This window comes from Yaniella sp. (assembly GCF_030453185.1).
GTDB lineage: Bacteria > Actinomycetota > Actinomycetes > Actinomycetales > Micrococcaceae > Yaniella.
Map to the genome: position 1 here is coordinate 1 of NZ_JAKDKW010000006.1, position 24,024 is coordinate 24,024.

20 protein-coding genes and 1 tRNA gene are annotated in these 24,024 nt (G+C 54.3%); 4 read left to right on the forward strand and 17 right to left on the reverse strand.

Annotation, left to right across the window (positions count from 1 at the left end; genetic code table 11):
* Window positions 1–152: 152 nt before the first annotated feature.
* The 9 genes from L0H14_RS01870 to L0H14_RS01910 all read right to left on the reverse strand — a co-directional run bounded on the left by L0H14_RS01870 (window position 153) and on the right by L0H14_RS01910 (window position 12,066).
* Entirely contained in the window at window positions 153–1,889 is a 1,737-nt protein-coding gene (locus tag L0H14_RS01870; protein ID WP_301421342.1) for a cell division protein FtsK, read from the reverse strand.
* 141 nt (window positions 1,890–2,030) lie between these two features.
* On the reverse strand, window positions 2,031–3,254 hold the full coding sequence (locus L0H14_RS01875; protein ID WP_301421344.1) for a tyrosine-type recombinase/integrase: 1,224 nt from the start codon (window positions 3,252–3,254) through the stop codon (window positions 2,031–2,033).
* Between the two features lie 375 nt (window positions 3,255–3,629).
* The gene (locus L0H14_RS01880; protein WP_301417071.1) at window positions 3,630–4,610 is read right to left on the reverse strand and encodes an FKBP-type peptidyl-prolyl cis-trans isomerase; all 981 of its coding nucleotides are present in this window, start codon (window positions 4,608–4,610) and stop codon (window positions 3,630–3,632) included.
* Between the two features lie 57 nt (window positions 4,611–4,667).
* A complete protein-coding gene (gene pafA / locus L0H14_RS01885) occupies window positions 4,668–6,065 on the reverse strand; it encodes a Pup--protein ligase (RefSeq protein ID WP_301417079.1) in 1,398 nt (465 codons plus the stop codon).
* Between the two features lie 44 nt (window positions 6,066–6,109).
* Window positions 6,110–6,316: a ubiquitin-like protein Pup gene (locus L0H14_RS01890; RefSeq protein ID WP_301417069.1), complete on the reverse strand. Its 207-nt coding sequence runs from the start codon at window positions 6,314–6,316 to the stop codon at window positions 6,110–6,112.
* 21 nt (window positions 6,317–6,337) lie between these two features.
* Window positions 6,338–8,005, reverse strand: a complete 1,668-nt coding sequence (gene dop, locus L0H14_RS01895) for a depupylase/deamidase Dop (protein ID WP_301417067.1) — start codon at window positions 8,003–8,005, stop codon at window positions 6,338–6,340.
* A gap of 7 nt (window positions 8,006–8,012) precedes the next feature.
* Window positions 8,013–9,722, reverse strand: a complete 1,710-nt coding sequence (arc, locus tag L0H14_RS01900; protein WP_301417065.1) for a proteasome ATPase — start codon at window positions 9,720–9,722, stop codon at window positions 8,013–8,015.
* A gap of 73 nt (window positions 9,723–9,795) precedes the next feature.
* Window positions 9,796–10,875, reverse strand: coding sequence for a tRNA (adenine-N1)-methyltransferase (locus L0H14_RS01905; protein ID WP_301417063.1), 1,080 nt, complete (start codon window positions 10,873–10,875; stop codon window positions 9,796–9,798).
* 24 nt (window positions 10,876–10,899) lie between these two features.
* Entirely contained in the window at window positions 10,900–12,066 is a 1,167-nt protein-coding gene (locus L0H14_RS01910; RefSeq protein ID WP_301417061.1) for a site-2 protease family protein, read from the reverse strand.
* Between the two features lie 232 nt (window positions 12,067–12,298).
* On the opposite strand from L0H14_RS01910, the gene L0H14_RS01915 reads away from it, so the two are divergent.
* A complete protein-coding gene (locus L0H14_RS01915) occupies window positions 12,299–13,246 on the forward strand; it encodes a PAC2 family protein (RefSeq protein ID WP_301417059.1) in 948 nt (315 codons plus the stop codon).
* Window positions 13,247–13,315: 69 nt separating this feature from the next.
* Here the strand turns inward: L0H14_RS01915 and mshC are convergent, their stop codons facing one another.
* The 3 genes from mshC to L0H14_RS01930 all read right to left on the reverse strand — a co-directional run bounded on the left by mshC (window position 13,316) and on the right by L0H14_RS01930 (window position 15,852).
* On the reverse strand, window positions 13,316–14,590 hold the full coding sequence (gene mshC / locus L0H14_RS01920; RefSeq protein WP_301417057.1) for a cysteine--1-D-myo-inosityl 2-amino-2-deoxy-alpha-D-glucopyranoside ligase: 1,275 nt from the start codon (window positions 14,588–14,590) through the stop codon (window positions 13,316–13,318).
* Window positions 14,591–14,652: 62 nt separating this feature from the next.
* Window positions 14,653–15,486 carry an undecaprenyl-diphosphate phosphatase gene (locus L0H14_RS01925; protein ID WP_301417055.1) on the reverse strand — a complete coding sequence of 278 codons (834 nt, stop codon included), beginning with the start codon at window positions 15,484–15,486 and terminating at the stop codon, window positions 14,653–14,655.
* Window positions 15,487–15,546: 60 nt separating this feature from the next.
* Complete coding sequence (locus L0H14_RS01930) at window positions 15,547–15,852, reverse strand: hypothetical protein (protein WP_301417053.1); 306 nt, start codon at window positions 15,850–15,852, stop codon at window positions 15,547–15,549.
* A 167-nt stretch (window positions 15,853–16,019) separates the two neighbouring features.
* Here L0H14_RS01930 and L0H14_RS01935 point away from each other — a divergent pair, with 167 nt between their 5' ends.
* Window positions 16,020–16,259, forward strand: a complete 240-nt coding sequence (locus L0H14_RS01935) for a DUF5703 family protein (protein WP_301417051.1) — start codon at window positions 16,020–16,022, stop codon at window positions 16,257–16,259.
* Here the strand turns inward: L0H14_RS01935 and L0H14_RS01940 are convergent, their stop codons facing one another.
* Both L0H14_RS01940 and L0H14_RS01945 read right to left on the reverse strand, forming a co-directional pair.
* Window positions 16,260–17,435 carry an acyl-CoA dehydrogenase family protein gene (locus L0H14_RS01940; protein ID WP_301417050.1) on the reverse strand — a complete coding sequence of 392 codons (1,176 nt, stop codon included), beginning with the start codon at window positions 17,433–17,435 and terminating at the stop codon, window positions 16,260–16,262.
* 10 nt (window positions 17,436–17,445) lie between these two features.
* Window positions 17,446–18,789, reverse strand: coding sequence for a M20/M25/M40 family metallo-hydrolase (locus L0H14_RS01945; protein ID WP_301417048.1), 1,344 nt, complete (start codon window positions 18,787–18,789; stop codon window positions 17,446–17,448).
* Window positions 18,790–18,898: 109 nt separating this feature from the next.
* Here L0H14_RS01945 and L0H14_RS01950 point away from each other — a divergent pair.
* Both L0H14_RS01950 and L0H14_RS01955 read left to right on the forward strand, forming a co-directional pair.
* Window positions 18,899–18,984, forward strand: a tRNA-Leu gene (locus L0H14_RS01950).
* Window positions 18,985–19,080: 96 nt separating this feature from the next.
* Window positions 19,081–20,298, forward strand: a complete 1,218-nt coding sequence (locus L0H14_RS01955; protein WP_301417046.1) for a glycosyltransferase — start codon at window positions 19,081–19,083, stop codon at window positions 20,296–20,298.
* Between the two features lie 69 nt (window positions 20,299–20,367).
* On the opposite strand, the gene L0H14_RS01960 is transcribed toward L0H14_RS01955, so the two are convergent.
* Genes L0H14_RS01960 through L0H14_RS01970 form a run of 3 tightly spaced genes read right to left on the reverse strand, consistent with a single transcriptional unit; the run spans window position 20,368 to window position 24,007 of the window.
* Window positions 20,368–21,285, reverse strand: coding sequence for a MaoC/PaaZ C-terminal domain-containing protein (locus L0H14_RS01960; RefSeq protein ID WP_301417044.1), 918 nt, complete (start codon window positions 21,283–21,285; stop codon window positions 20,368–20,370).
* Window positions 21,285–22,649: a 3-oxoacyl-ACP reductase gene (locus tag L0H14_RS01965; RefSeq protein WP_301417042.1), complete on the reverse strand. Its 1,365-nt coding sequence runs from the start codon at window positions 22,647–22,649 to the stop codon at window positions 21,285–21,287. Before L0H14_RS01965 ends, L0H14_RS01960 begins: the two co-directional genes overlap by 1 nt.
* A gap of 38 nt (window positions 22,650–22,687) precedes the next feature.
* Window positions 22,688–24,007, reverse strand: coding sequence for an acetyl-CoA C-acetyltransferase (locus L0H14_RS01970; RefSeq protein WP_301417040.1), 1,320 nt, complete (start codon window positions 24,005–24,007; stop codon window positions 22,688–22,690).
* Window positions 24,008–24,024: the final 17 nt, after the last annotated feature.

Consider the following 24,024-nt stretch of genomic DNA (forward strand, 5'->3'; position numbering starts at 1 on the left):
ACAATGGCCGGATTCTTATCGCTTTAATGGCCGACTTCTTATTGACAGAACACAGCCAGCCGAAGGTCACCGGCAGTATTCAACATCCCGGAGCCACCGGTACCCGGCAGCTCCGCGTGTATACCAACGGGGTAGTCAACTTTGCAGGCACATTATTTTCTGTCACCAGGGCCATGGCCAGCCGCACCCAGCAGGGCATCATGTTGTGCCTGTGCTCGTGATCCCGGTGCGGAGTTGAATACCGGTGCAGGTTCAGCCGCTGAGGCGACATCATTCGGAGTGGGGTCCATCGGGCTGGATAGGTCGATTTCCGCGTCTTCACCAAAAACGTCTTCGACCTGTGCTCGGGTTGGACGGATGCTGTCGTTTCGTGGCACGCCCAGGCGATCAAGCCACTGCCCATATTCGGAGGCCGGTCGGAAATACCCCTTGAAGACGGCGGGGTTGGAGCCTTGCGGTTCGATGGCACCGACACCTCGGGCGGCAGCAGGGTCTTCGCGCAGATAGTCAGGGACTAGTGGAACACCCTCGGGGTCTGAGAAAATCAGACGACGGTTGCCTTCGGTGGGGTTGGCACCCATGAGCACCTTGTGACCGAGGTTGGAGCGGAGTTTGGTTTTCACACCGGTGTCGGTGGAACCGACCTGGGTGGATAGCAGCAGGAAGATGCCGGCAAAGCGCATTTCTGCTGCGATGTCGTTGATTCCTTTTTCTAAGATGTCCTTGGCGAAGTTCACCGCTTCAGCTTCGGCTTTCATGTCTTGCTGGCGCTGTGGGGAGTCTTTGGTGGCTTTTGGCACCGGGTCGCGAGCAAAAAGCACCGTGACTTCATCGATGACTAGCAGCAGCGGGTCTACCTGCTGACCGGGTGGTAGCTCAGCCCAGCCCTGCACTCCGTTTTTGGCAATGATCATGGACCGTTTGGCTTTTTCTTTTTCGATAATTTCGGTCACGGTGGCGGCTTCAAAGATGTTTTCACAGCCCCACCCGCCAGGGATAACAAAGTCTTTACACCAGGCGAAGTCCACGGCTTTATCTGGGGTGTCAATGATGGCTAACTGTGCACCGCGTGCCAAGAATTGTGCGATGTAGGCGTTGATGACCGTGGACTTACCAGATTGGGCGATACCACCGATTTGAACGTGCTGGCTTGCCGATAAGTCGATGTTTTGGATTTCATAGTCCTCACCGGGATCAGGCAATGCGATGCCGATAGGGATTTTGAAGTGCTCCTTATTGCTTGGATCAAACCGCACTGCTTTTTTGGGTAGCGGCGTGGAATACATCGGTTCAAAGCTCATGAGCTCAGCCGGGATAATCGAGCCGGTACGTTTGCGGGTGTCAGTGGTGAAATACCAGCCGGGTTCACCGATGATGGATTCAGTAACTTCTTTGAGGGCCTTGTCGTTGGTGGATGGCCGGTAGGTGACGGGCAGGGTGAACTCGAAGCCTCCGTCGTCTTCCCGTTGAACGACTTGAATATCCCAGGGGTAGCATTTCAACGCGGTAGCCAATGCGTCCCTGGCTAGGATGACCTCTTGGCTGAGCTTTGACAAGGTAGCTTGCCGACGGTGTGGCTCAAATAGGGTCATCACATAGCCGGGGTAGGTGTCAGCCAGACTTATAGCCAGGCGCTTGCCGTCGCGGTCGGTCACATCCGATGGCAAGGGTACTTCAATGGCTTTATTGCCCATGTGCGAGACGATTGCGTCCCGGTTTTCGCGCCGAAAAAAGGCTTTGCCAGTAGTGGCCTCATACCGGTCGAGTTCAAAGCCCTTGCCATACTCTTCATCAAGTTTGGCGATGACTTTTTTGACGTGCTGAGGTTTCTCCAGATCAAATTTGTGGCCGACGTTGACGGTGATCCGGTCGATACCTACTGCGGACATGCTCACCTCTGATGTGTACTGCGTCGGGGGCGATCCCCGATCAATGCGGTTCAGAGGTTAAACATTCGGGCGTTTTAGTTCTCAGTCTTCCCGTACCGAAGAAACGTCGGCCATCGAACTGGTGCACTTAGTGCTGTGGCATCAACCAGACTTGCGTTCATCACCTCGTGTGCTTTTGCCCAGGCGTTCTAATGAGGCAGCAAAGTCGATGACTTTCCCATCGTCTTGATCCCAGTAGTGACGCCGTGTGACATCCGGGGTGGAGTGCCCACCTTGGGCTGAGGCGGCTTCGATGCCGTGCAGATCGGCGATTTCTGTCAGCACGGTCTTGCGCGAGATGTGGAATCCCAGACGTTCAGGGGCATCAAGTCCTAGCTCTTCGCGTGCCAGGGCAAAAGCTCGTTCAGCAGTGCCATACAAGCTTCTGACATGGTAAGGGTTGCCTTTGCCATTGCGAAAGACTAACCCTGTGGTGTCGCCATCTTGCTGGCGTCGAGACAGAATGTCGATCCCAAATTGTGGCAGTGTCAGTTTCTTGGTCTTATTACCTTTGGGCAACCCCAGTTCATTGGTTTTCTTTCCTCGGGTCAATACGGCATCTTCGATGTAGACCACTGCTGGTTCGCCAGGTGCTTGGGGCAGGGCTATGTTGTGCCAGTGCAAACCAAGTATTTCTGAGATACGACAGCCTGTGGCCAACGTCATATCGTAAATATCCAAGATATTCTGATTGGCATTGGGCACATGATCCATCCAGTAGCGAAGTGATTGCCGGATGACGTCGATCTGCTCATCATCCCAGGCTTCGGGTTGTGGGGCGCGGTAGCCAATTTGCGGGATACTGTGGGCAATGTTGTGACGGATATACCCCTCTTGGATGGCGAAGTCATAAAACTTGACCAAAAGGCTTCGACACTCGTGTGCGGTGCCCAACAGACTGCCATCAGGTTTGACGATGCTTTGCAACGCACGATGAAGAGAGCCAGCGGTGGTCTCTTCAAATGTCATCTCCCCGATCCGTTCACTGAGGTGATTGTTATACCTGCTTTCAGTATTGAACACAGTTCTCGGCAATGGCCTATTTTTAGATCTGTCGTTTTTCATATTCTCGAAGTATTCAGCGGCCACCCTGTCAAAAGTCTTGACCGTGGATGCTTCTTCTCGGGTCACGATCTTGACGGATAGTGCGTGCCACTTATTCTTCAGCGCGTTAGTTGCAGCACCCTTGGTTGCAGCCCGAGCAGTCAGTGTGCGTCGCTTACCCCAAGAGTCCCGATACAGACACGACGCTAACCATTTCTTGTCTTCAATTTTGCGGGTGGTGATTTCTCCGCGTTCACCAATTCGTAACCTTTGTCTGGCCATTTCCCCTGAACTCCTCAAATAGTCGAATAGCTGTGTCCGATGGAAGAGTGTCCGGGGGATTTGTAGGGTTCAAATAAAAATGCAGTTTCAAAAGTGCTCGTACGGTCAACGTTCACTTTTCAGAGTCGAATTTGCAGCACTACCTCATGCCGATTTTCTGTGCTGAAAAGTGCTCTGAAAACACAAGATCGGCCTGTCCATACTTCCGCATGAACAAGCCGATCTGAGGGTGTTCTTGCCCGTTTTCAGGGCGGTAAAAGCAGCCGTTTTTAGGCCGTAAACATCACTGTTTTGCGACCCAGAAACCCCCAATGTCATATTTCCGTTTGCCAAATGACATGTGGTCTCCTTGGAACGGATAGTTGGGTTTTGGATTTATTCAGTTGCTTCGGGATTTTCTGCCGGCATCGGGTCTGCAGAATGCAGGATGTCGACGACAAAGACTAGAGTTTCATCTGCCAGTTCGTGGCCTTCAGATTCACCGTACGCCAGGTCTGGTGGGATCGACATGACGACCTGGGAACCGACCTTTTGGCCCTCGAGTCCCTCTTGCCAACCGGAGATGAGCTGTTGTAGTTCAAATTGTGCAGGCGCGCCAGTGTTGTCTTCGCCCCAAGACGAGTCGAATTCTTCGCCGTCGGACCAGGAAATACCACGGTAATGGATGGTCACATAAGACTCGGCTTGTACCTCTGCGCCGTCACCCTGTTTCAGCACGTCTACCGTCAGGTCTTCGGGCGGGGTGCCTTCGGGAGTCTCGATGCTTGGTGCCTGGGTGTCTTCATCAAGGCTTACTGACGGCAGTGACTCATCCAGCTCGGCAGCGTCGACTTCTTCGCCGGTGGCATGGGTCTGCACAACATCTTCAAGAGAAATAATGTTCAGGTAGGCCGGGGTACCTTCACCCAGCGTATTTGCCGGCAAGTAGAACGCAATATCAGAGCCGATTGGCGCACCGGTCATGGCTTCGTGTGCCTGAGGATTTGTTGAAGCAAATTCCTCGTTGAGTTGCAGAGTTGATCCACCCAGATCAAAGTCGTGACTGAGTACTTGTTGACTGTCAACATCCACGTTGGCGGTCAAGATTTGCATCAAGTCGCCTTCTTCAACGGGTTCGCCGTCCCCTTCATTCATAACCCACGCTGCAGGCTGGTCGAGTTCTAGCTCGCCGTCAATTTCAACCTCTTCGGTTTCTCCGGAGATGTCGTAGGAAATTTCGACATCGGGATCTTCGACCTGCTCCGTGGTCTCCTGGTTTTCCTCGTCATCAGATCCGCAGGCGGTCAAGGCCAGTGCTGCGGTGAGGACAATCCCCGCTGTGGTTGCGAGTTTGGAGCGGCTGTATTTCGTTGACATGTGGTTCCTTGTGGTTGGTTGTTGAGCCGTCCATAAGTTTAGCGGGATCAACAACGGTTAGAGGTCAGCTGAAGCGACTTTAGCAAACAGCTCATCGACGATTGAAATGTCGGTTTCGAATGCATCTCGAACATAGAGGGTCTGCATTGGGTGATGGTTGAGTTTCATATGCGTCCAGTCCATGGAGTAGTCCATGCCTAGCGCTCGTGCGCTGTGGATAAAACGGTGTCGCAACAGGGCCCGTGTCGTAGCCGGCGGGTTCTCGCGTGCTGCTTCAACCTTTGCGTCAGTTAGGACACGTGCAGCTGCTCCCCTGGCTTCTAATAGATTGAAGAGGCCGCGCTGCGGATCGATGTCATGGTACGACATATCCAGTTGGACCAGGCGCGCTGCTTCCCAATTCAGGTTGTTCTTCTGAGCATATGCGTTGAAGAATTTATATTTGATGGCCCAATCGATTTCTGTGTCGATTGCTGAATAGTTTTGGCTTCGAATCCCCTCGAGGGTACGTTCCCAGAGGCTCATAATCTGACCAATGTGCCCGTGGTGTTCCCCATTTTTTTCTAGGAAATCCTGTGCCATGGTCAGGTAATATTCTTGAATTTCTAGGGCGGTCATTGTGCGGCCGCCAACCAGTTCGAGCGGTGTGTTGCCAGTGAGATCGTGTGAGACACTGCGAATGGCTCGAACGGGGTGAGCCAGTTGCAGGTTCGAGAGCGGTTTGCCGGCTTCGATGATTCGCAACAAAAGATCGGTGGCACCAAAACGTAGCAGTTGCGTGGTTTCTGACATGTTGGAATCGCCGACGATGACGTGCAGGCGTCGAAATTTTGAAGAGTCAGCGTGGGGTTCGTCCCGGGTATTGATCATGGGACGGGCTCGTGTGGAAGACGACGAAATGGCTTCGTACATGTAATCGGCCCGCTGTGAGAACGCAAAATGTGGTTCACTCCGGGTCGGGAACTGATCGACCAGCGGAAGGGCGCTTGGGTCTTGGATCACCACACCACTACCGCTGATAAGCTGGCGGGTCACCATGAATGGTAATAGCGCTTCGGCCAGACGGCGGTACTGAGTGGTCCGCTCAATCATGTAGTTTTCGTGACTGCCATATGAGTTGCCCAACGAATCGGCATTGTTGCGGTACAGGAACACCTGCCCGTCGAAGCCGTCGTTGGCCATGGCTTGCTGAGCTTGGGCCACTAACCGGTGCATGATGGCATCACCGGCAGCGTCACTGGCGATCAGTTCGTCCAGCAGGGTGGTTTCAGCGGTTGCATATTCCGGGTGAGAACCAACATCTAAATAGAGGCGAGAGCCATTGGAGATGAACACGTTTGATGAGTTGCCCCAGTCCACTACCGGTTTGAACATGTAGCGTGCTACTTCGTCCGGGGCCAAGGGGCGTTTGTTGGGGTGCACGGTGTGTACACCGTATTCGGTTTCCAGCCCCATGATACGGGTATCCAAGTCCAGCTCCTAGAATATTCGGGGTTTAGTTACTGGCCGCCTTTTTGTACAAAGCCCTGGACAAATTCTTCAGCGTTGACTTCGAGCACGTCATCAATTTCGTCTAACAGCGAGTCCAAATCAGAAGTCTGAGCACTTGCGGATCCCGGCGAAGGCGTGCCCTCGGGTAATGGGTCAGGAATATGCTGGTCTTCATCGCGTTGTTGGTGTGATGGGCGTTGTTGTCCTTGTGCCAAAGTGAGCTCCTTAATGCCGGGTTAGTTGCGCCCTGTGACTCGATACGGTTGCAGCTGTTTTAAGAGTTGCGCTAGTTCTGCGTGGTTTGCTGGTGTATCGTCTAGCGTCAATTGTGGCTTGCCTGCCGCTAACATGCCGTTAATATGGTCCGCTGTTGCCGCAAGAGGTTCCAATAAATGGAAACGTTGCAGCGGACCTTGACGGAAAGGACGCACCAGTACTGACTCCCAGGATACTCCCGCCAAGTGTGCACCGAAACGATCAATGAGGCGCCCGCGAGTCCAGGCTCTGGTCGTCGTTGGCGGCATGGACATCGCCTGGTGGATTTGCTCGCCACTGACGACGGTACGCATCGCTCCGCGTGACAAGAGCGTGTAGTACAAGCCTTTATCTTCACGTAGATCGGCCCACTGCAGATCAAGCATGGCTAACTTGGCGTCCGACCAATCCAATTTGTGCCGCTTGCGCATCCCGCTGAGTAGTTGATATTTTGCAATCCAATCAAGACGGTCAGCTAACTTAGCCGGATCCTGTTCGAGAAGATCTAGGACTTCAGCCCAGGCATCGACGACGTCGACAGTCTGTCTATCGTCAATGCCGTAGCGGTGGAGATAGTCTTGGGCGGCTTGTTGATATATGCGTTGGATTTCGATGGGGGTCATCCATCCGCGACCATTGACCAATACCTGGGTTTGCAGGGATGGGTCGTGTGAGATATCTTTGAGCGCCTGAACCGGTTCGGCCAATTCCACCATCGGCAATTCACCCAGTTCGATCAACGACAAGACCAGCGATGTCATTCCAACTCGCAACCAGGTGGAGTACTGAGACAGGTTAGCGTCGCCGATAATCACGTGCAGTCGGCGGTACGACTCAGGAGTAGCGTGTGGCTCGTCACGGGTGTTGATAATGGGACGTCGGATCGTGGTTTCTAAACCGACTTCTTCTTCAAAGAAATCTGCCCGCTGGGATATTTGGAATCCTGCGTGTTCGTTGAGGCTCCCGATCCCTACTCGGCCAGCGCCGGTGATAATCTGCCGGGTAGCGAAAAATCCAATGAGATGGTCTGATAGTTCGTCGAAATCCAAATCGCGAGCTACCAGGTAGTTCTCGTGTGCCCCGTAGGAAACCGATTTAGAATCCGTATTATTTTTATACAAGATTAGCTCAGCAGCGCCGTTAGCATCCGCTATATGGTTGGCGGCTTGTTGAGCGATTCGGTCCCCCGCCTGGTCCCAGATCACGGCGTCGATTGGATTGGTGGTCTCAGGAGAGGAATATTCGGGGTGTGCGTGGTCGACATAAAAGCGTGCACCATTTGGCAGGATCAGGTTTACCAGCAGGTGGATTTCCTGACCGTCCTCGTTGGCTAATACTTGATCCGTGAGTTGTGAAGGATGCGCAATCGAACGGGGCATTTGCCAGCCTCGAGCGTCAGAGAGCGGCGACTCTTCGTTATAGTCCCATTCGGTACTGGCCACGTTCGTTCCTTCAGCCGCGAGTTTGTGACCATACGCATTGATGAGCTCGAGCGACATCACCGAGTGGGATGCCTGCGGATGTGCAGGTGCGTGGATGCCAAATTCGGTTTCGAGTCCGACGACTCGGTGCACTCCGTAGCCGACCGTGGCACGGTCTGCCGGAAATTTCTTGGCTAAAGCTGTAGGAATCAACGACACGTGTGTCATCGAAGAATCACTGTCCATTCTGCAGTACACGCAAGGCAATTGCCTGAGCGCCTCGGTGGCCTGCTAGTCGTAACCACTGTTGCGGTGCTGACGTATCGGGTAGGTCCAGTTGCTGCGATTTTTCCTCACTGCTGGCCTGGAGCAAGTGGCTTGTCTTGAGTCCTTTGGCCGCATTGGCATCAGTGGCGCGGGCATCGAGATAGTCTTTAATAGCGAGACGTTTTGCACGGTCCACGATATTGGCGATCGTGGCACCAGAGACGAAGTCAGCGAAGTACAGCACGACAACCGCGCCGTCTTGGTACGTTACTTCCACGAATTGATTGTCGCTGTGTCGAGCATAAAGTGATTCCACAGCCTGATTGATCATGTGCTCGACGGCGGCTTGTGACCCGCCGTGTTGCATTACTTCGTTTGGATGCACGGGGATTTCTGAGGTCAGATAGATCCCAAAGATTTCATGGGCGCCGGTGGCGTCTGGGCGGTCCACCCGGATTTTTACATCCAAGCGGCCGGGACGCAGAATAGCCGGATCAATCATATCTTCACGGTTGGAGGCGCCGATGACGATCACATTCTGGAGCGATTCGACGCCGTCAATTTCGGCCAGTAACTGCGGAACAATGGTGGTTTCAACATCTGACGAAGTGCCGGATCCACGGGTACGAAACAGGGATTCCATTTCGTCAAAGAAAATTACTACCGGATACCCCTCAGAAGCCATTTCACGTGCACGAGCAAATATGGTGCGTATGTGGCGCTCGGTCTCGCCCACATATTTATTGAGGAGTTCGGGACCTTTGATATTCAAGAAATACGAGTGAGCGACTCCGTCAACGCGCCCGCTCAATGATTGGGCAACAGCTTTGGCGATGAGCGTTTTACCGGTACCAGGTGGCCCGTAGAGCAAGATGCCTTTTGGCGGTTGGAGATGATGCTCGCGATAAAGCTCGGGATAGAGGAACGGTAATTCTACAGAATCGCGTATTTGGCCTATTTGTTTTCCGAGTCCGCCGATGTCGTCGAAAGTCGCGTCGGGAACTTCTTCCAACATCACGTCTTGTACATCGGAGACATCCAGCACCTGGGTGGCAAAGCCCGAACGATAGTCCACCAGCACCGCATCCCCTACACGCAACCGTACGTCGCACAGTGCTGCAGCTCGGTTCACGACATGCTCGTCGTCACTTCGTCCCACGACAAGGATCCGGTTATCGTCAAAGAGCTCTTTGATGCGTCCAGTGTCGCCCGTGGGGTTCGGGCTGAGGACAGCCACGATGGATAATGCTTCATCGAGCAGGACATCGCTGCCGGCTGTTACGGCTTCAGCACTGAGCATCGGTGAGATATGAGTGCGCATCTTGCGCCCCGAATACAAGATATCCGCAGCGGGGCGCGCCACGGATGGCAGCTCAATGGATGGGTCATGTTCTCGCCCGGCGTGTACTTCGAGTACGGTAGCGAAGCTAAACGGCGGCTGCGCATTATCAGCGATTGAGTCCTTAAGATCTGTGATCTCTTCGCGTGTGAGATTCAGGATCTCGACCATACGACGATTATTGCGTGACGCGGTATCGAGGTCTGCTCGCAGTTGCCGATTATTCTCAACCAGAGTGGCTAGCCTGCGCCGGGTTGAGTCATATTTCTGCTGCAGATTTGTGTGCACTTCGGCAGAGATCGACTCTCGTGGTGTTTCGATCGGCGCATTGTCAGACAAGCGAACCCTACCTCCAAAAGTTTACGGATACGTAGTCAACAGTCTACGTGCCTTGAAGATTCCCGTCTTGGGTTCATTCGGAATTCTCGTCGTCTTGTTGCGAATTTTTAGCGGTTCGCGCAGCATTGATCGAATCCTGCGACCGTTCGGCCTGGGCTTTGGACTGACGGACGGCTTTCTTGGCGCGTTTCGTGGTTGGCTCCCGATGACCGTGCTGTTCGGCACGCCAACGTTCGGGGGCTTCGGGTGTCCAAATGTCCATGTCTTCTTGCTTGAACGTCTTAATACGTCGGCGCAGTTCAAGACCTTCTTGCCCCAGCGCCAATCTGCGGGCCATGACCAGGAAACCGGTATGACCGACCATTCGGTGCTGCGGTCGAACGGCCAGACCATCAAGATGCCAACCTCGAAGCATGGTTTCCGAGGCTTCGGCGGCCGTAAATCGGCCATCCTCCCGGATCGCTTCGTGAATCCGGGATAGTTGTGTTGCTGTCGCCACGTAGTTCAGCCACACTCCCCCGGGTGCTAACAGCTCAGCAACGGTGTCCACGACCTCCCACGGCGCCAACATATCTAGGACAACGCGGTCTATCGTGCCTGGCTCGTGCTGTTTGAGAGCTTCCTCCTGGACGTCCCCTAGAGTGATGCTAAAAGCAGGGTGCCGTTCACCAAAAAACGTAGTTACGTTCGCTTCGGCAATCTCGGCAAAATCTGCTCGGCGCTCATAAGAGAACACTTTGCCCTGGTCCCCCACTGCGCGCAGCAAGGAAATGGATAAGCCACCCGACCCGACACCGGCTTCAACCACACGTGCACCCGGAAAAATATCTGCCATATGAATGATTTGTCCGGTGTCCTTGGGGTAAATCACAGTGGCACCGCGGGGCATCGACAAAACGTAGTCGGATATCAACGGTCGCAGAACCTGGTATTCAAACCCGTGGGTATTTTCGATGACCACACCTTCAGGTCCGCCAATCAACTCATCGTGGTGGAGCACTCCGTGCTGGGTATGGAATGACTCACCGGCTAACAAGGTGATGGTGTGGAGTTTGCCGCGTTCATCAGTGAGCTGGACTCGTTCGCCGGCTCGTAGTGGGCCGCGACGACTTAGAGCTCCGACCGGCGGAGTGTTATCACCCGAGGTGGTCATACAACAGTCCTTTCACAAACTGGGTTAGGCATTAAGGCGTCCGGCAAGAGTTTCCGGATTGATGATGCCAAGAATTCTGTGGGGTACTTGCGTTTCGTCGATCACCGCGATGACTTCGTTTGGGAACTCCATAAACGTGGTGAAGAGATGTTCAACGGTATCGGAAGAATGAACTTGTGCTCCTGGATTTACCGTACGTGAGACGGTACTGACTGGCAGGTTCCATGAACTCCGTGGGACGGATGCCAGCGCACCGGAGTCCACGATGCCGACAAGCACTTCATGCCCGTTATGCTCATTGAGGTCAAGTACGGCTATGGGCAGTTGCTGATATTCACGTCCGGGCCCGGCACCGTTTAGCAGCGGTATTAATTCTGAAATACTGGCGTGAGACAGCACGGTTTGGACCGGCGTCATTAATTCTATGATGGTCAGTCGCTCAGCTAGGAGTTGTGCTTCGGCTGTCTTAATAGCAGCAGAGGCTGCCTGCCAAAGCATGGCACCCAGGAGCACAATGATCACCAGTGTGAACGGTGACAGCTCCCCGGTCTGGAGAAGTGGTACCAGTACCCCGCCGACGAATAGGAGCAGTACAATGACTCGACCAGACCAGCCCGCAGCCCGCATGCCACGCGCTCGCGATCCTGTCGCAGCCCAGACCGAGGATTCTACAACGCGACCGCCATCGAGCGGATGGCCCGGTAACAGGTTGAAGATGCCAATCAAGAGGTTTGTCCATACTGTGATGGTCAAGAGCACCTGGGCCGTGCCCGAAGGGTCTAAGAGAACCTGCAGAAGTAACCATGCAGCTCCGGCAATGACCAGGTTGGAAATCGGACCGACAATTGCAACTGTCAGTGAACGTAGCGGAGTTTGTTCTTTTCCGGTGGACGAATGTTCATAAATTGTCGCGCCACCCCAAAAGTTGAGAGTGACCTCATTGACTTTCCACCGAAAACTGATGGCCGCCAGCGCGTGAGCGAGCTCATGGATTAACACTGTGCCGAACATGATGAGCACAAAGAACGCAGCGACCGCCCACGTCCAAGCCGTCGAAGCATCTGGCAACGCTTGAGAAAACGTAGGGCGGAAGACCACCATGATCAGCGCGGCAAAGAACCACCACGACCAGCTGACATAAATTGGTATGCCAGCCAGCGAGGCAATCTTCAGGCCTTTTTTGGCGGTCATGCTAAAGGCTCCATCCTTATTTATCGCTGACAGGGGGTATTCGTTAAACCTTGCCACATTTTCGAAACACCATCGTGCGTGATGAGCACGGTGGCTGAATTGCGCTGTGGGCGTGGCACAAGGTTCCCGGGAGCTCATACTCTACGCGGTGTCAGCGAACACGGGTATCACGGGAGGAAACAGTTGGCTAAGCTGGAGTGTACAGAGTGACTGAACGTATTGAATGGATTGTATGTCTGAATTTTCTGGCGTGGATCAGAGCTTCCTGGGCTGGTTAGCGAAGCACACTCCGACCCTGTCTGGGCGGACTTCTCGTGCGGCAAGGGTGATGGTCGCGGCTTTCGAGGGTTGGTCCGATGCCGGCGACGCCGCGACGGATGCGATTGAAGAAATCGCCCGGCAAACGAATGCCGAGCTCATGACCGAACTGAATCAAGACGACTATTACGACTACCAAGTCACGCGTCCGGTCGTCACCCGAAATACTGATGGCACCAGTCAGATTGCTTGGCCAAGCACCCGAGTATTTCACTCCGTTGCGGGCCAAACCCAACCTGATCAGCCAGAACTGTTTATGATTCTTGGGACTGAGCCCAGTCTGCGTTGGCGGTATTTTGTTAAAGAAATATTGGACTACGCCGAAGAGTGGGACATCGATGCGATCGTCGTCACCGGTGCCCTCTTGGCAGATGTGCCGCACTCGCGCCCGCTGACGCCTTCAAAATCCTCTGCTCACCACGAACTGCGAGATGCTTTAAAAGGCTACGCTCAACCTACATATGAGGGACCAACGGGCATTACCGGCGTGCTGACCACTGCCTCGGCTTCCCGAGGTTTTCCGACAGTTTCGACGTGGGTTACAGTCCCCCACTATGTGGCTCAAGCGCCATCACCCAAAGCACAGTTGGCATTGGTTCGAGAACTCGAAGATCTCCTTGGGCTGCGTTTGGACATGAACCTCTTATCTGATGATGCAGCGGCCTGGGAGCGTGGCGTCGATGAGCTTGCTGGCGAAGACCCAGATGTAGCGGCCTACATTGAACAATTGGAACAGGCTCGTGACACGGAACAATTGCCGGAGGCATCCGGCGAACAAATTGCAAAAGAGTTTGAACGCTACCTCAAGCGGCGTAATAACGACGACGGTGGTACTGCCTCCCGAGGAGACGGTACACACTAAAAGACTTGTGAGAAGACTCAGGGCACCCACGAACCATTCGTTGGGTGCCCTGAGTTTTTTCTTGGTGAGTTAGTACAGTTTGATGCCTAAGAGGGCATCGACCACAACCGCTACATTTACAGACTGTAGATTTGGATCCCGCGGCACAGCTTTTTCACTGGCACGCTCGGCCCAGTCGTCCACGGCTTGTAGAGCGCGCGGAGCATCCAGATCGTCCGAGAGCGCCGAGAAAATTTCTCTCGTCAGTGCTTCAGCCTCGCCGCGTTGTTCAAACGCCATCGCGGATTTCCATGATTCGAGACGCTGAGTTGCTGTCGAGAGGGCTTCATCCGTGTAGGACCAGTCGCTGCGGTAGTGGTTATCCAACAGCAGGGTGCGAATTGCCATCGGCGATTCGCCACGGGCGACCAGTCTCGAGACCAATTCCAGGTTCCCAAGGGACTTGGACATTTTCACGCCATCGAGGCCAACCATGCCGGAGTGCACATAGTGTTGAGACATTGGGCTGTCGGTCACTGATGTTGCGTGGGCAGCGGAGAATTCATGGTGTGGGAACCGTAGATCTGAGCCGCCGCCCTGAACGGTAAAGGGCACCGGCAGTGTGTGGTGTGCGATCGCAGAGCATTCGACGTGCCATCCAGGACGACCTGCTCCAAGAACGTCGTCATCCCAGGAGGGTTCGCCGTCACGACGAGCCGACCAGACCAACGGATCGAGTGGATTCTTTTTGCCCGCACGGCCGGGATCACCGCCACGTTCTGGGAAGATCTCTGCCATCTCGTCATGCGAATGTGCGCTGACGGAACCCAGGCGCCAGTCTGTACGCTCCTCGGCTGCCTCGATGGAGAAGTAGATGTCTCCCTCAGGGTTCTTGTCGTCGCCGGGAACGGTATAGGCAACGCCGGCCTCCACCATTTGGCGCACCAGAGTTCGAATCCAATCAACCGTTTCTGCCACACCCAGGTAATGTGATGGCGCTAAGACGTTGAGGTGTTGCATGTCAGAGCGGAACAGGTCGGTTTGTTCTTCCCCCAGTTCTCGATAGTCCACACCGATTTCTCGGGCCCGTTCGAATAAGGGGTCGTCAACATCGGTGACGTTTTGCGTGTAGGTAACCCGATATCCTGCCGCAATCCAATAACGGTATAGCAAGTCGAAAGCCACGTATGTGTTGGCATGGCCCAAGTGCGTGGCATCGTAGGGGGTGATGCCGCAAACATACATCGTGGCGTGGTTGTCATTAACGGTGACCCGTTGTTTTTGTTGGGTAGCCGTATCAAAGAGTTGAAGATCATCTTCCTGTACAGGAAGGGCAACCGGAAATGGAGTGATCCAAGATTTCATGAAAACTAGCGTGTTCCTTACGAATGATGTTTATCCGATGAGGGTTTTGTAGAGGCTATGGGTTAGGCGTTAATGATTCCTAAACCAAGCAGGACATACAGGGCAGCACCCAGCAGGATGCGATACCAGACAAAGACTTTGAACGAGTTATTCGAAATGAATCTCATGAGCCATGCGATGATCGCATATCCGACGAAGAAGGCCACTACTGTCGCTACTAAAGTTTCGAGCATGCCGTAGGTCGCGGAAGGATCAGGGCTGGAAATCGACTGAGCCAGTTTATAGAATCCCGAGGCAAAGACTGCGGGAACCGCCAGCAGGAACGCATAGCGCGCTGCTGCCTGACGGGTGTAGCCCAGTGCTAGGCCCATGGTGATAGTCCCGCCGGAGCGCGACACACCTGGAATGAGCGCCATTGCTTGGGCGAGGCCATACAGGATGCCGTCTCGCCAGGTCAGTTTCCTGATGGGCTTGACCTGTTTGCCCCAGGTGTCTGCCATCGCGAGAATCACGCCGAAAACGATCAGCATGGTGGCCACAAGCCAAAGCGATCGGAACGTAGTGTCAATATACTCTTCGAATAATAAGCCGAGCACACCAATGGGTATAGAACCGACGATGATGAGCCAGCCCATACGGACATCGGGATCCGAGTGGGAGACTTTCCCCGCTAATGCTCGACACCACTGACTGATAATTCTCGTGATATCTCGCCAGAAGTAGAGGAGCACAGCGAGTTCGGTACCTATTTGGGTGATGGCGGTAAACGCCGCCCCGGGGTCTGCTGCGCCAGGTAAGAATTCACCAATGACGCGCAGGTGCGCCGACGATGAGATCGGCAAAAATTCGGTAAGGCCTTGCACCAGGCCTAGGATGATAGCTTCAATCCAGTTCACTCGGTCAACCCTACGACACTCAAGTGGAAAAGTTTTGAAGCTACGACACGTTGACCCTAGTTAGTCGTCCTCTTCACTATCGCTCTCGTCCTCAATGACGAGGCCGTCGAAGTCATCCTCGTCATCTTCGTAGTCGTCGAAATCGTCATCATCGTCGTCGTCTTCGTCTTCGAATATGTCTAATGGAGTGACCTCGCCGGTGGCATCATAGAGGGCGTCTTCGTAGCCTTCGAATGCGTCAGCAAGCGCGTAATAGGTGTGCTCCAAAGTTGGGTCATCTTCGCCACGTTTGTTCGTTGCTGCAGCAAAGTGTTCTTGGAGTGCGGAAACAAGTGCGTCTAGCGAGACGCGCGGATCGGTGCTCATGGAGTCTAGATTATCTTGGATTAAGACTGGTGACTACACTTTATGAGTTTATGTGCTTGGCCTGCTGCGAAACCGCAAAATTGATACGTTCCGGTTTCGAGACAGGCTGACTACAGTAGATGTACTATTCCAAGAATAGGCGCGCTACCAAGTAGGAGGACCAGCGAGTGCGAGAGACCCCGATTGTCAGCAGTATCGATGCTCTAACCCGGAAGAACGCTTGGGAATATTTGGTGATAACTGTTGCGCCCGATGATTCACTGGCAGCGGCCCGACAACGTTTAGTCGAACATGCTGAGTATGGACACTGGGAATTGCAAAGATCGCTGCTCTACAAGGGTGGGACTCGACGCTTTTGGTTGCGACGCAAGGCCATGAAGGTCGAGTCCACGCTGCTTGTAGTCTGACTATTCGCTGAGCGGGCCCAGTCCGAAGCTAGCGAATGTGGTGTGAGCTGATTCATCATCCGAGGGATGATATACGCCGGCCATGACGTCACGATAGAGCCGCGCAATCTCTTCGGTGCGATGGAAGCCTGCTCCCCCGGAAGCCTCGAAGGCATAGTCCACTTGTGCTTTGGCGACTCGAATAGCAGAAATTTTGTTGGCTACTAAACGAGTAGACCATTCGTCTCCGTAGTCTGTGAGCTGCGTGATCGCTTCGGCCAACCCTGTTATTTGCTGGTCCTGACTCATTTGACGCAAAATTGCCTCGCCGTGTTTATAGCGCAGGATCGGGTCTTGTGACAGTGCGGCACCGTTGACCTTTGATATTCGGCTTTGCAGTTTTTGGGCGGCGATCTCCACGGCGCGATCACCAATGCCTGCGTAGACAGCGGACGTAAACGTGAGGAACGCAGCAAAAATACCAAACGTTAGTAAGTCTTGATTTGGCCCGGTCGGGATGCGACGAATGATTCTATCGGCGGGGACCACGACTCCATTGAGATGTGTGACAAACGAGTGCGTTGCGCGCATACCCAACATGTCCCAGCTGGAACCATCGGACTCGGTATTGCCTTCTGATCGATCGAGTACCGCATAAATTAATTCAGCACCATCCGGGGATTTGCCGAATATGCCCAAGCGCGTCCAAACGGGTGACAGCGTAGTGAAAATTTTGGTGCCAGTGAATTTGACTGAGCCATCGACTTGTTCTTCTGCCACGGTCCCTGAATCGAACAGCACAGCGTCGTTGCCTGCTTCGGAGATCCCGAAAGCATAGGTTTCGCCAGCCCCGGCTTCCTGAAGGATGAAGTCGAGGTCAGGATTGCCATTCGCCTGGAAGATACTGGCTACGCCGGACCAAATCAGATGCATATTGACGGCCAAGGCGGTGGCTGGGGCGTAGGCTGCAAGTTTTTTCTGAGCATCAACAACGGCGGCGAAATTCCAGCCTAGTCCTCCATCTTTTTCTGCGGAAAGTGCAGCCAAGTACCCTGTGTCCCGAAGCACTTCAAGATCTTTGTAGGGAAATTCATTACGTTCGTCATAACCAGCAGCACGTTGACGAATGCCCGTCAAAATTTCCTCGGTGAGCACCGTATCGATCTGTTTCTGATATTGCGAATGAGGTAAGGCCATCTATGTCCTTTCAGGAACCATTCTGTGCTGGTTCTAGAATGCGCAGCAGTGCGCGCACACCAAAATCCAGTGAGTCGATCGGCATACGTTCGTCGATGCCATGGAAGAGTTTTGGAAATTCCAAATCTGGTGGAAGCTGGAGCGGGATAAAACCATATCCAGCGATGCCCAGTTGAGACAGTGCATTGTTGTCGGTTCCGCCGGACATCATGAACGGTAGAACGACGGCTTCTGGATCCTCTTGGGCAATGGCATCGATCATGGCCTCAACGAGAGCTCCGGAATATGGCGCCTCAATGGCTTGTCTGCCGTGTTCGTACGTTACCTGCACATCGTCGCCAGCCAGAGATCGAATAGTCTCCAGCAGGTGTTCGTCCTGACCAGGCAGTGGCCTGGCATCAAGAGTCGCCTCGGCCTTGCCGGGAATGACATTGTGTTTGTAACCGGAGGTTAAACCGGTTGGGTTCGACGAGTTACTCAGTGTGGAACCAACAAAGGTGACTGCAGATCCGATGGCTGCCAGCTGGGGGCTGGGGTCACTGTCATCGAACGTGACCCCCATGAGTTCCGAGACCTCCTCCATTAATTGTCGGGTGGTATCGGTGTAGTGCAGCGGCCATTGGTGGTGCCCAATGGCTGACATAGCATCCGCCATCTTTGTCACCGCATTATCGGTATGCCGAGCTGAACCGTGTCCCGGTGTTCCAATGGCAGTGAGATTGAGCCACGCAATACCCTTTTCGGCCGTTTGTAAAAAGTAAGCCCGTTTGCCAGCAACAGTAGCTGTGAACCCTCCGACCTCGGAGATGGCTTCTGTGGCACCAGCAAAAAGATCGGGACGATTAGCCACAAGCCACGCGGAACCGTATACGCCGCCTGCCTCTTCGTCGCCAAACAGTGCAAGGATGATGTCGCGTCGTGGTTGTTGGCCCGTGGCGTGTAAGTGCTCCAAGGCACTCAGCATGATCGCGTCCATGCCCTTCATGTCGGCTGCACCGCGACCATAGATCACATCGTCGATAACTTCGGCACCGAATGGATCAACAGACCATTCAGACGCATCAGCGGGAACCACGTCGATATGGCCGTGCAAAATTAAGGCCGGTGCAGTTGTGTCCCAACCTTTCATTCGCCCAATAACGGAAGCGCGACCAGGTTCCGACTCAACTATCTCCGGATTCATGTCTAGGGCGTCCATGAGTTTGGCGCAGTATGCCGCAGCTTCGGGCTCACCGCGTGAGTCGTTGCCACCGTAATTTGTGGTGTCTATTTGAATCAGGTCGCGAGTGATTTTCGCTACCCGATCTCGGAAAGTTCCTGGCGCAATCGCGCCACCATCAGTGTATTCAGGCATAATGTCACTCTATCGAACACGACAATGCCCGGCCATGGTGCAACCACTGGAAAGTTTGTGTTATGCTTGTCGCTGTTGCCTTCTCCAGTACCTGGAGGAATCACCACCAGCGCGGGTGGCGGAATTGGTAGACGCGCAGCGTTGAGGTCGCTGTGAGCTTTATCGCTCGTGGGGGTTCAAGTCCCCCTCCGCGCACGTTGTACGATTGAGAATCGGGACATGGGAAGCACACCGTGTCCCGATTTTTTTTAATCTCGACGCTAGTCTTCTTTGGTACCAGGTGAGGATTTCTTGGGCACACAACTTACGATCGTCATGATCTCCATGCATACCTCTCCATTGGCACGGCCCGGACAGGGTGACGCTGGAGGCCTGAACGTGTATATCAGAAACCTCACAGAGGGTTTGATCCGTGCCGGACATCAGGTGCTGAGTTTCACACGAAAAACTGCGGCAACAGATCACATCGTTGAACTTGATCAAGTCACCGGATCGAAGGTGATTCCGCTGAGTGTTGGTCGACTATCTTTGCCCAAAGAAGCTCTGGACCAGCTGACCGCGCAATTTGCTGACGATCTTGTCCGCGGTGTGGAGCAATACGCCAAACACCCGGTTGTGTTGCATTCGCATTACTGGCTTTCTGGCATGGTGGCTCATCAGGCCACGCTGCAGCTCAACGCCCCTATCGTACACACGATGCATACTTTGGGTGCTACAAAAAATAGTTCAGCACCCGGTACTGAGCCGCCGTATCGAATTGAACGTGAAGCCTTTATTTGTGCGCAAGCACAAGTAGTGACCGCCAATACCCTGGTGGAAAAGCAGGAATTGATACACCATACCCGGGTTGCCCCTCAACGCGTGGAAATCGTCCATCCAGGTGTGGACCATGAGATTTTTCATCCCAACGGCGCATCGGTGTGGCCCGGACGGGTGGCTGATACAGCCCCGCGCATCCTTTTTGCGGGTCGACAGCAACGGTATAAAGGACCACATGTACTGCTGCAAGCTCTAGCCACACTGCGAGACCGCGGCTTTCATACCTTGCCGGTGGTGCACTTTACCGGTGCTGTTTCCGGGTCCTCGGATTACGATTTGCATGCCAAGGCGCATTTACTGGGCGTGGCGCCATGGTGTTCATTTTCGGCTCCGGTAAACCCCGAAAAGCTTGCCAGCTATATGCGCGCTGCTGATGTCGTGGTCATGCCTTCGGTCACCGAATCATTCGGTCTGGTTGCTGTTGAAGCACAAGCCTGTGGCACTCCGGTCCTGGCGCACAAGGCAGGCGGGCTGACGACTGCGGTAGCGGACGGGTTCAGCGGGCAACTGGTGGATTCGCTCGACGCGGTTGCCTGGGCGGACGCACTGGAAACCGTTGTTGAGGACCCCCAACGTTGGCGAGATTATGGTGTTGCAGGGGTCCACCATTCAGCACAGTTCTCCTGGTCCGCCATGGCGGAACGAATGGTAGAAATTTATTCGTCTTCGGTGACGGCATCAACGTCATGATAAAGACGTTGACCGGCTCCCGAAATTTGTCGGGAACCGGTCAACGTGAGCGCTGCGTGTTTGTTCGAGCTAGTGGAGCCGAATCTCAGCTGCGAAATTGAGCTTCTCTTTTCGGGCGTTCCAGCCGGTGATGAGCTGCCGGTCATTGGCGTGACGATAGTTCACTGCGACTTTGGTTGGCAACCGCATCGGAGAGGCAAATTCGATGGCCCAGGTATACGGCGCCGGAGTTTCGCGTCCTGCTAGCATCCGTCCCGCAGCGTACATGCCGTGAGCAATGGCTGAAGGCATGCCGAGAGCCTTTGCTGTGATGTTGGAGAGGTGAATCGGGTTCCGATCGCCTGAGACGGCAGCGTAGCGCCGACCGATATCTTTTGGCAGATGCCACTGAGCAGTCATGGCCGGTGGTCGAAAGGGTTCTCGAGCAGGTCGTGGTGGTTGTTCCGCGCCCGGCAACTTCACTGACTGAGATAAGTACAGTGCCATGGACTGCCACAACAGCTTATCGGTCGTAGGGTCAAAGATTTGCACCCAAATTTCCACCGTCGTGCCCGCATGATGGGGAGCCAAATTTTGGGCCCAGGTGGCAATGCGAAGCGGTTGATCGATTGGAATATCAGACATATGCCAAACCTTGTGCTGCAGATGCACCATGCCCAAAAGCGGCAGTGGGAAGCCCCGCTCGGCCATCATTGCGGTGGAGAGACCAAAGGCCGTGATATGTGCGGTTAAAGATGGTGCGGAGTTATGTCCGACGTCGCCGGAAGCACTCAACAGTGTGTTGTAATCGTCCACCAGCTGACGGGAAATTACATCAGTGGTTTCCCAGCATGTACCAGGCAGACTCACCGCCATGGGTCTTTTGCGACGGATAACACCGGCTGCAACTTTGCCATACGAGGAAGTCAGAGAAGGCGTCTCGTTGACGGAGATGATCCGCAATGATTCTGTTTTGGGATCTGAGTCGATAATATTTGGTGTCACCATTATTGCCCCACCATCGATTGGCCGCATACTCGCAAGGTTGTGCCGTTAATCCCAGCTGATGCGTCTGCGTGGAAGAGCGCTATGGCTTCGGCTACGTCGACTGGACGACCACCCTGCTGCATTGCATTCATTCGACGTGCCACTTCGCGGGTTGCTGTTGGCATTGCATCGGTCATGGCCGTCTCGATGAACCCTGGTGCTACGGCGTTGATCGAGCCACCGGTCTCCCCCAGGGTTTCTGCATAGGCCTGTGTCATGCCCATGACACCGGCTTTTGCGGCAGCATAATTGGTCTGGCCTCTGTTACCTGCGATGCCTGAGGTTGATGACAGTGAAGTGATCCGGAAGTTGTCGGCTAAGACCCCATCGCCGCGTGCTTGGAGAAGCTGCTCATTTATACGCAGCGGCGCACTAATATTCACCGCGATCAGCGAGTCCCAGCGACTGTCATCCATATTGGCAAGAAGCTTGTCACGAGTTATGCCGGCGTTATGGACAATGCCGTCGAGCCGACCGAATCGTTCCCTGGCCTTCTGTAGTAGCTGGACCCCAGCGTCTTCGGCGGTAATATCCATTTGAACACTGATGCCGCCGACTCGGTTCATGACATCGGTCAAGGCGTCACCAGCAGACGGCATATCGACCCCGATCACGGTTGCGCCGTCACGGGCTAAGAGTTCACTAATCGCCGCGCCGATTCCCCGAGCAGCACCGGTCACCACGATGACTTTCTCGGCTAGCGGGGTATCCCAGTTACTAGGCACCTCGCCGGCTGACGAGGACACTGTGAGAAATTGTCCGGCGACATAAGCAGAGCGACCAGAGAGAAAAAACCGGATCGCTGATTGTGCTGAGGCAGAGGTCATTTCGACATCGTCACTCAGTACAATACCGTTGGCGGTAGCACCGCGTCGCATTTCTTTAGCTAGAGATCGAGTCAAACCTTCGACGCCCCGTCGGGCGGCAAGTGCTGTCGCATCGTTGGCAACTGAGGCATCGTTGGGATCACGGAAGATCGTTATGACTCGACCATTAGAATCTAGTCGGCGGAGGGCTTGCCCCAGTTCCAGGACTGTGTCAGACAGATCCTGTGGGTGCCGTATTTCGTCGAGTGCCACGACAATTGCCGAGAATTTTTGTTTGAGGCCGACGTCGCGACGGACGTCGTATTCTTCCCGCCACAGTTGTTTCGCTACGGTCTCGGCCGCTGCTGATTCACCAAGTATGAGGATGGGCCCGGTGACCAGGGGGTCGCCAAGTGTGTGGCGACGTAGTGGTACGGGTTGTGGTAGGCCTGCTGCTTTAGCAATTTGTTTACCAAGCGGCCGGTTGACGAACCGGGTATAGCCGTCTGTTTGTGACATAAAGTACTCTTGTCCTTTCAAAAATCCCAACTCGTCGTTTAGCGGCCGCGCAGCAAGGCAACTGCGCCTTGACCGCCTGCAGCACATACTGATATCAAGCCCAGCGAACCGGGTCCTTTCTCATGCAGCATCTTGGAAAGACTCGCGACGATGCGTGGACCCGTGGCAGCAAACGGGTGTCCAGCGGCCAAGGAAGAGCCTTTAATATTCAGTTTTGTCGGGTCGATCTGACCCAGTGCTTTGTCACGACCAAGGACGTTCTTGTTGTAGTCTTCATCGGCCAGTGCCTTCATAGTGGCTGCTACCGTACCTGCGAATGCCTCGTGAATTTCGAAAAAATCTATGTCTTCTAGTCCAAGACCATGTCGATCGAGAATTCGAGGAATCGCATAGGTGGGAGCCATAAGCAAGCCGTCTTGACCGTTGACGAAATCAACAGCGGCGACTTCGAAGTCAACGAATTCGGCGAGAATAGGCAGGTTGTTTTTCTGTGCCCAATCTTCGGAAGATAACAGTGCAGCCGCGGCGCCATCGGTCATGGGCGTTGAGTTGCCCGCTGTCATGGTCGCTTCCTCACCGAGCTGCTTTCCAAATGCGATCCGTAGTTTGCCGAGTGATTCAAGGTCCGAACCTGGGCGCATGTTGTTGTCGCGGTCTAGGCCGCGGAATGGCGTCATCAGATCATTGAAGAAACCTTCTTCATAGGCTGCCGCCATATTTTTGTGCGAGTTCATCGCAATTTCGTCTTGCTCGTGCCGAGTGACGCCCCAGTCATGGGTGGTGAGGGCTTGGTGTTCTCCCATGGAAAGACCGGTACGGACTTCTCCGGCTTGAGGCGCAAGCGGGGCAAAGTGCTTCGGGCGAAGCTTCATCGCGACTTTGATCTTGTCCTGCGTGGTGCGGGCCCGGTTCAATTGCATGAAGAGTTCACGAGCTTCATTGTTGAATGCAAGTGGCGCGTCAGAAATGGTGTCGACTCCCCCGCCGATACCTGAATCTATTTGCCCTAGACGGATTTTGTTGGCTATACCACCAACGGTCTCAATACCGGTTGCGCAGGCGGTCTGAACATCGTGTGCTGGTGTGTGGGCCGCCAGTGAGGTGCCCAGGACCGATTCCCTTGTCAGGTTGAAATCTGCCGAGTGCTTCATGACAGCGCCGGCAACAACTTCTCCAAGCTGTTCGCCTTGAAGACCGAACCGAGCGATCAGGCCTTCCAGTGTGGAGGTGAGCATGTCTTGGTTTGAAGCGCCAGCGTAGGCCCCGTGCGCCCGGGCAAATGGAATACGGTTACCGCCGAGCACTACTGCTGGGCGGAGGGATCCACCGGCACTTGCCGCATTTGATGTAGAAGTCATTCAAATCTCTTTCGCAT

Coding starts and splice junctions, on each gene's coding strand:
- L0H14_RS01870 (WP_301421342.1), bottom strand. CDS start 1,889: ATGTCCGCAGTAGGTATCGACCGGATCACCGTCAACGTCGGCCACAAA.
- L0H14_RS01875 (WP_301421344.1), bottom strand. CDS start 3,254: ATGGCCAGACAAAGGTTACGAATTGGTGAACGCGGAGAAATCACCACC.
- L0H14_RS01880 (WP_301417071.1), bottom strand. CDS start 4,610: ATGTCAACGAAATACAGCCGCTCCAAACTCGCAACCACAGCGGGGATT.
- pafA (WP_301417079.1), bottom strand. CDS start 6,065: ATGGGGCTGGAAACCGAATACGGTGTACACACCGTGCACCCCAACAAA.
- dop (WP_301417067.1), bottom strand. CDS start 8,005: ATGACACACGTGTCGTTGATTCCTACAGCTTTAGCCAAGAAATTTCCG.
- L0H14_RS01905 (WP_301417063.1), bottom strand. CDS start 10,875: ATGACCACCTCGGGTGATAACACTCCGCCGGTCGGAGCTCTAAGTCGT.
- L0H14_RS01910 (WP_301417061.1), bottom strand. CDS start 12,066: ATGACCGCCAAAAAAGGCCTGAAGATTGCCTCGCTGGCTGGCATACCA.
- L0H14_RS01915 (WP_301417059.1), top strand. CDS start 12,299: ATGTCTGAATTTTCTGGCGTGGATCAGAGCTTCCTGGGCTGGTTAGCG.
- mshC (WP_301417057.1), bottom strand. CDS start 14,590: ATGAAATCTTGGATCACTCCATTTCCGGTTGCCCTTCCTGTACAGGAA.
- L0H14_RS01930 (WP_301417053.1), bottom strand. CDS start 15,852: ATGAGCACCGATCCGCGCGTCTCGCTAGACGCACTTGTTTCCGCACTC.
- L0H14_RS01940 (WP_301417050.1), bottom strand. CDS start 17,435: ATGGCCTTACCTCATTCGCAATATCAGAAACAGATCGATACGGTGCTC.
- L0H14_RS01945 (WP_301417048.1), bottom strand. CDS start 18,789: ATGCCTGAATACACTGATGGTGGCGCGATTGCGCCAGGAACTTTCCGA.
- L0H14_RS01960 (WP_301417044.1), bottom strand. CDS start 21,285: ATGGTGACACCAAATATTATCGACTCAGATCCCAAAACAGAATCATTG.
- L0H14_RS01965 (WP_301417042.1), bottom strand. CDS start 22,649: ATGTCACAAACAGACGGCTATACCCGGTTCGTCAACCGGCCGCTTGGT.
- L0H14_RS01970 (WP_301417040.1), bottom strand. CDS start 24,007: ATGACTTCTACATCAAATGCGGCAAGTGCCGGTGGATCCCTCCGCCCA.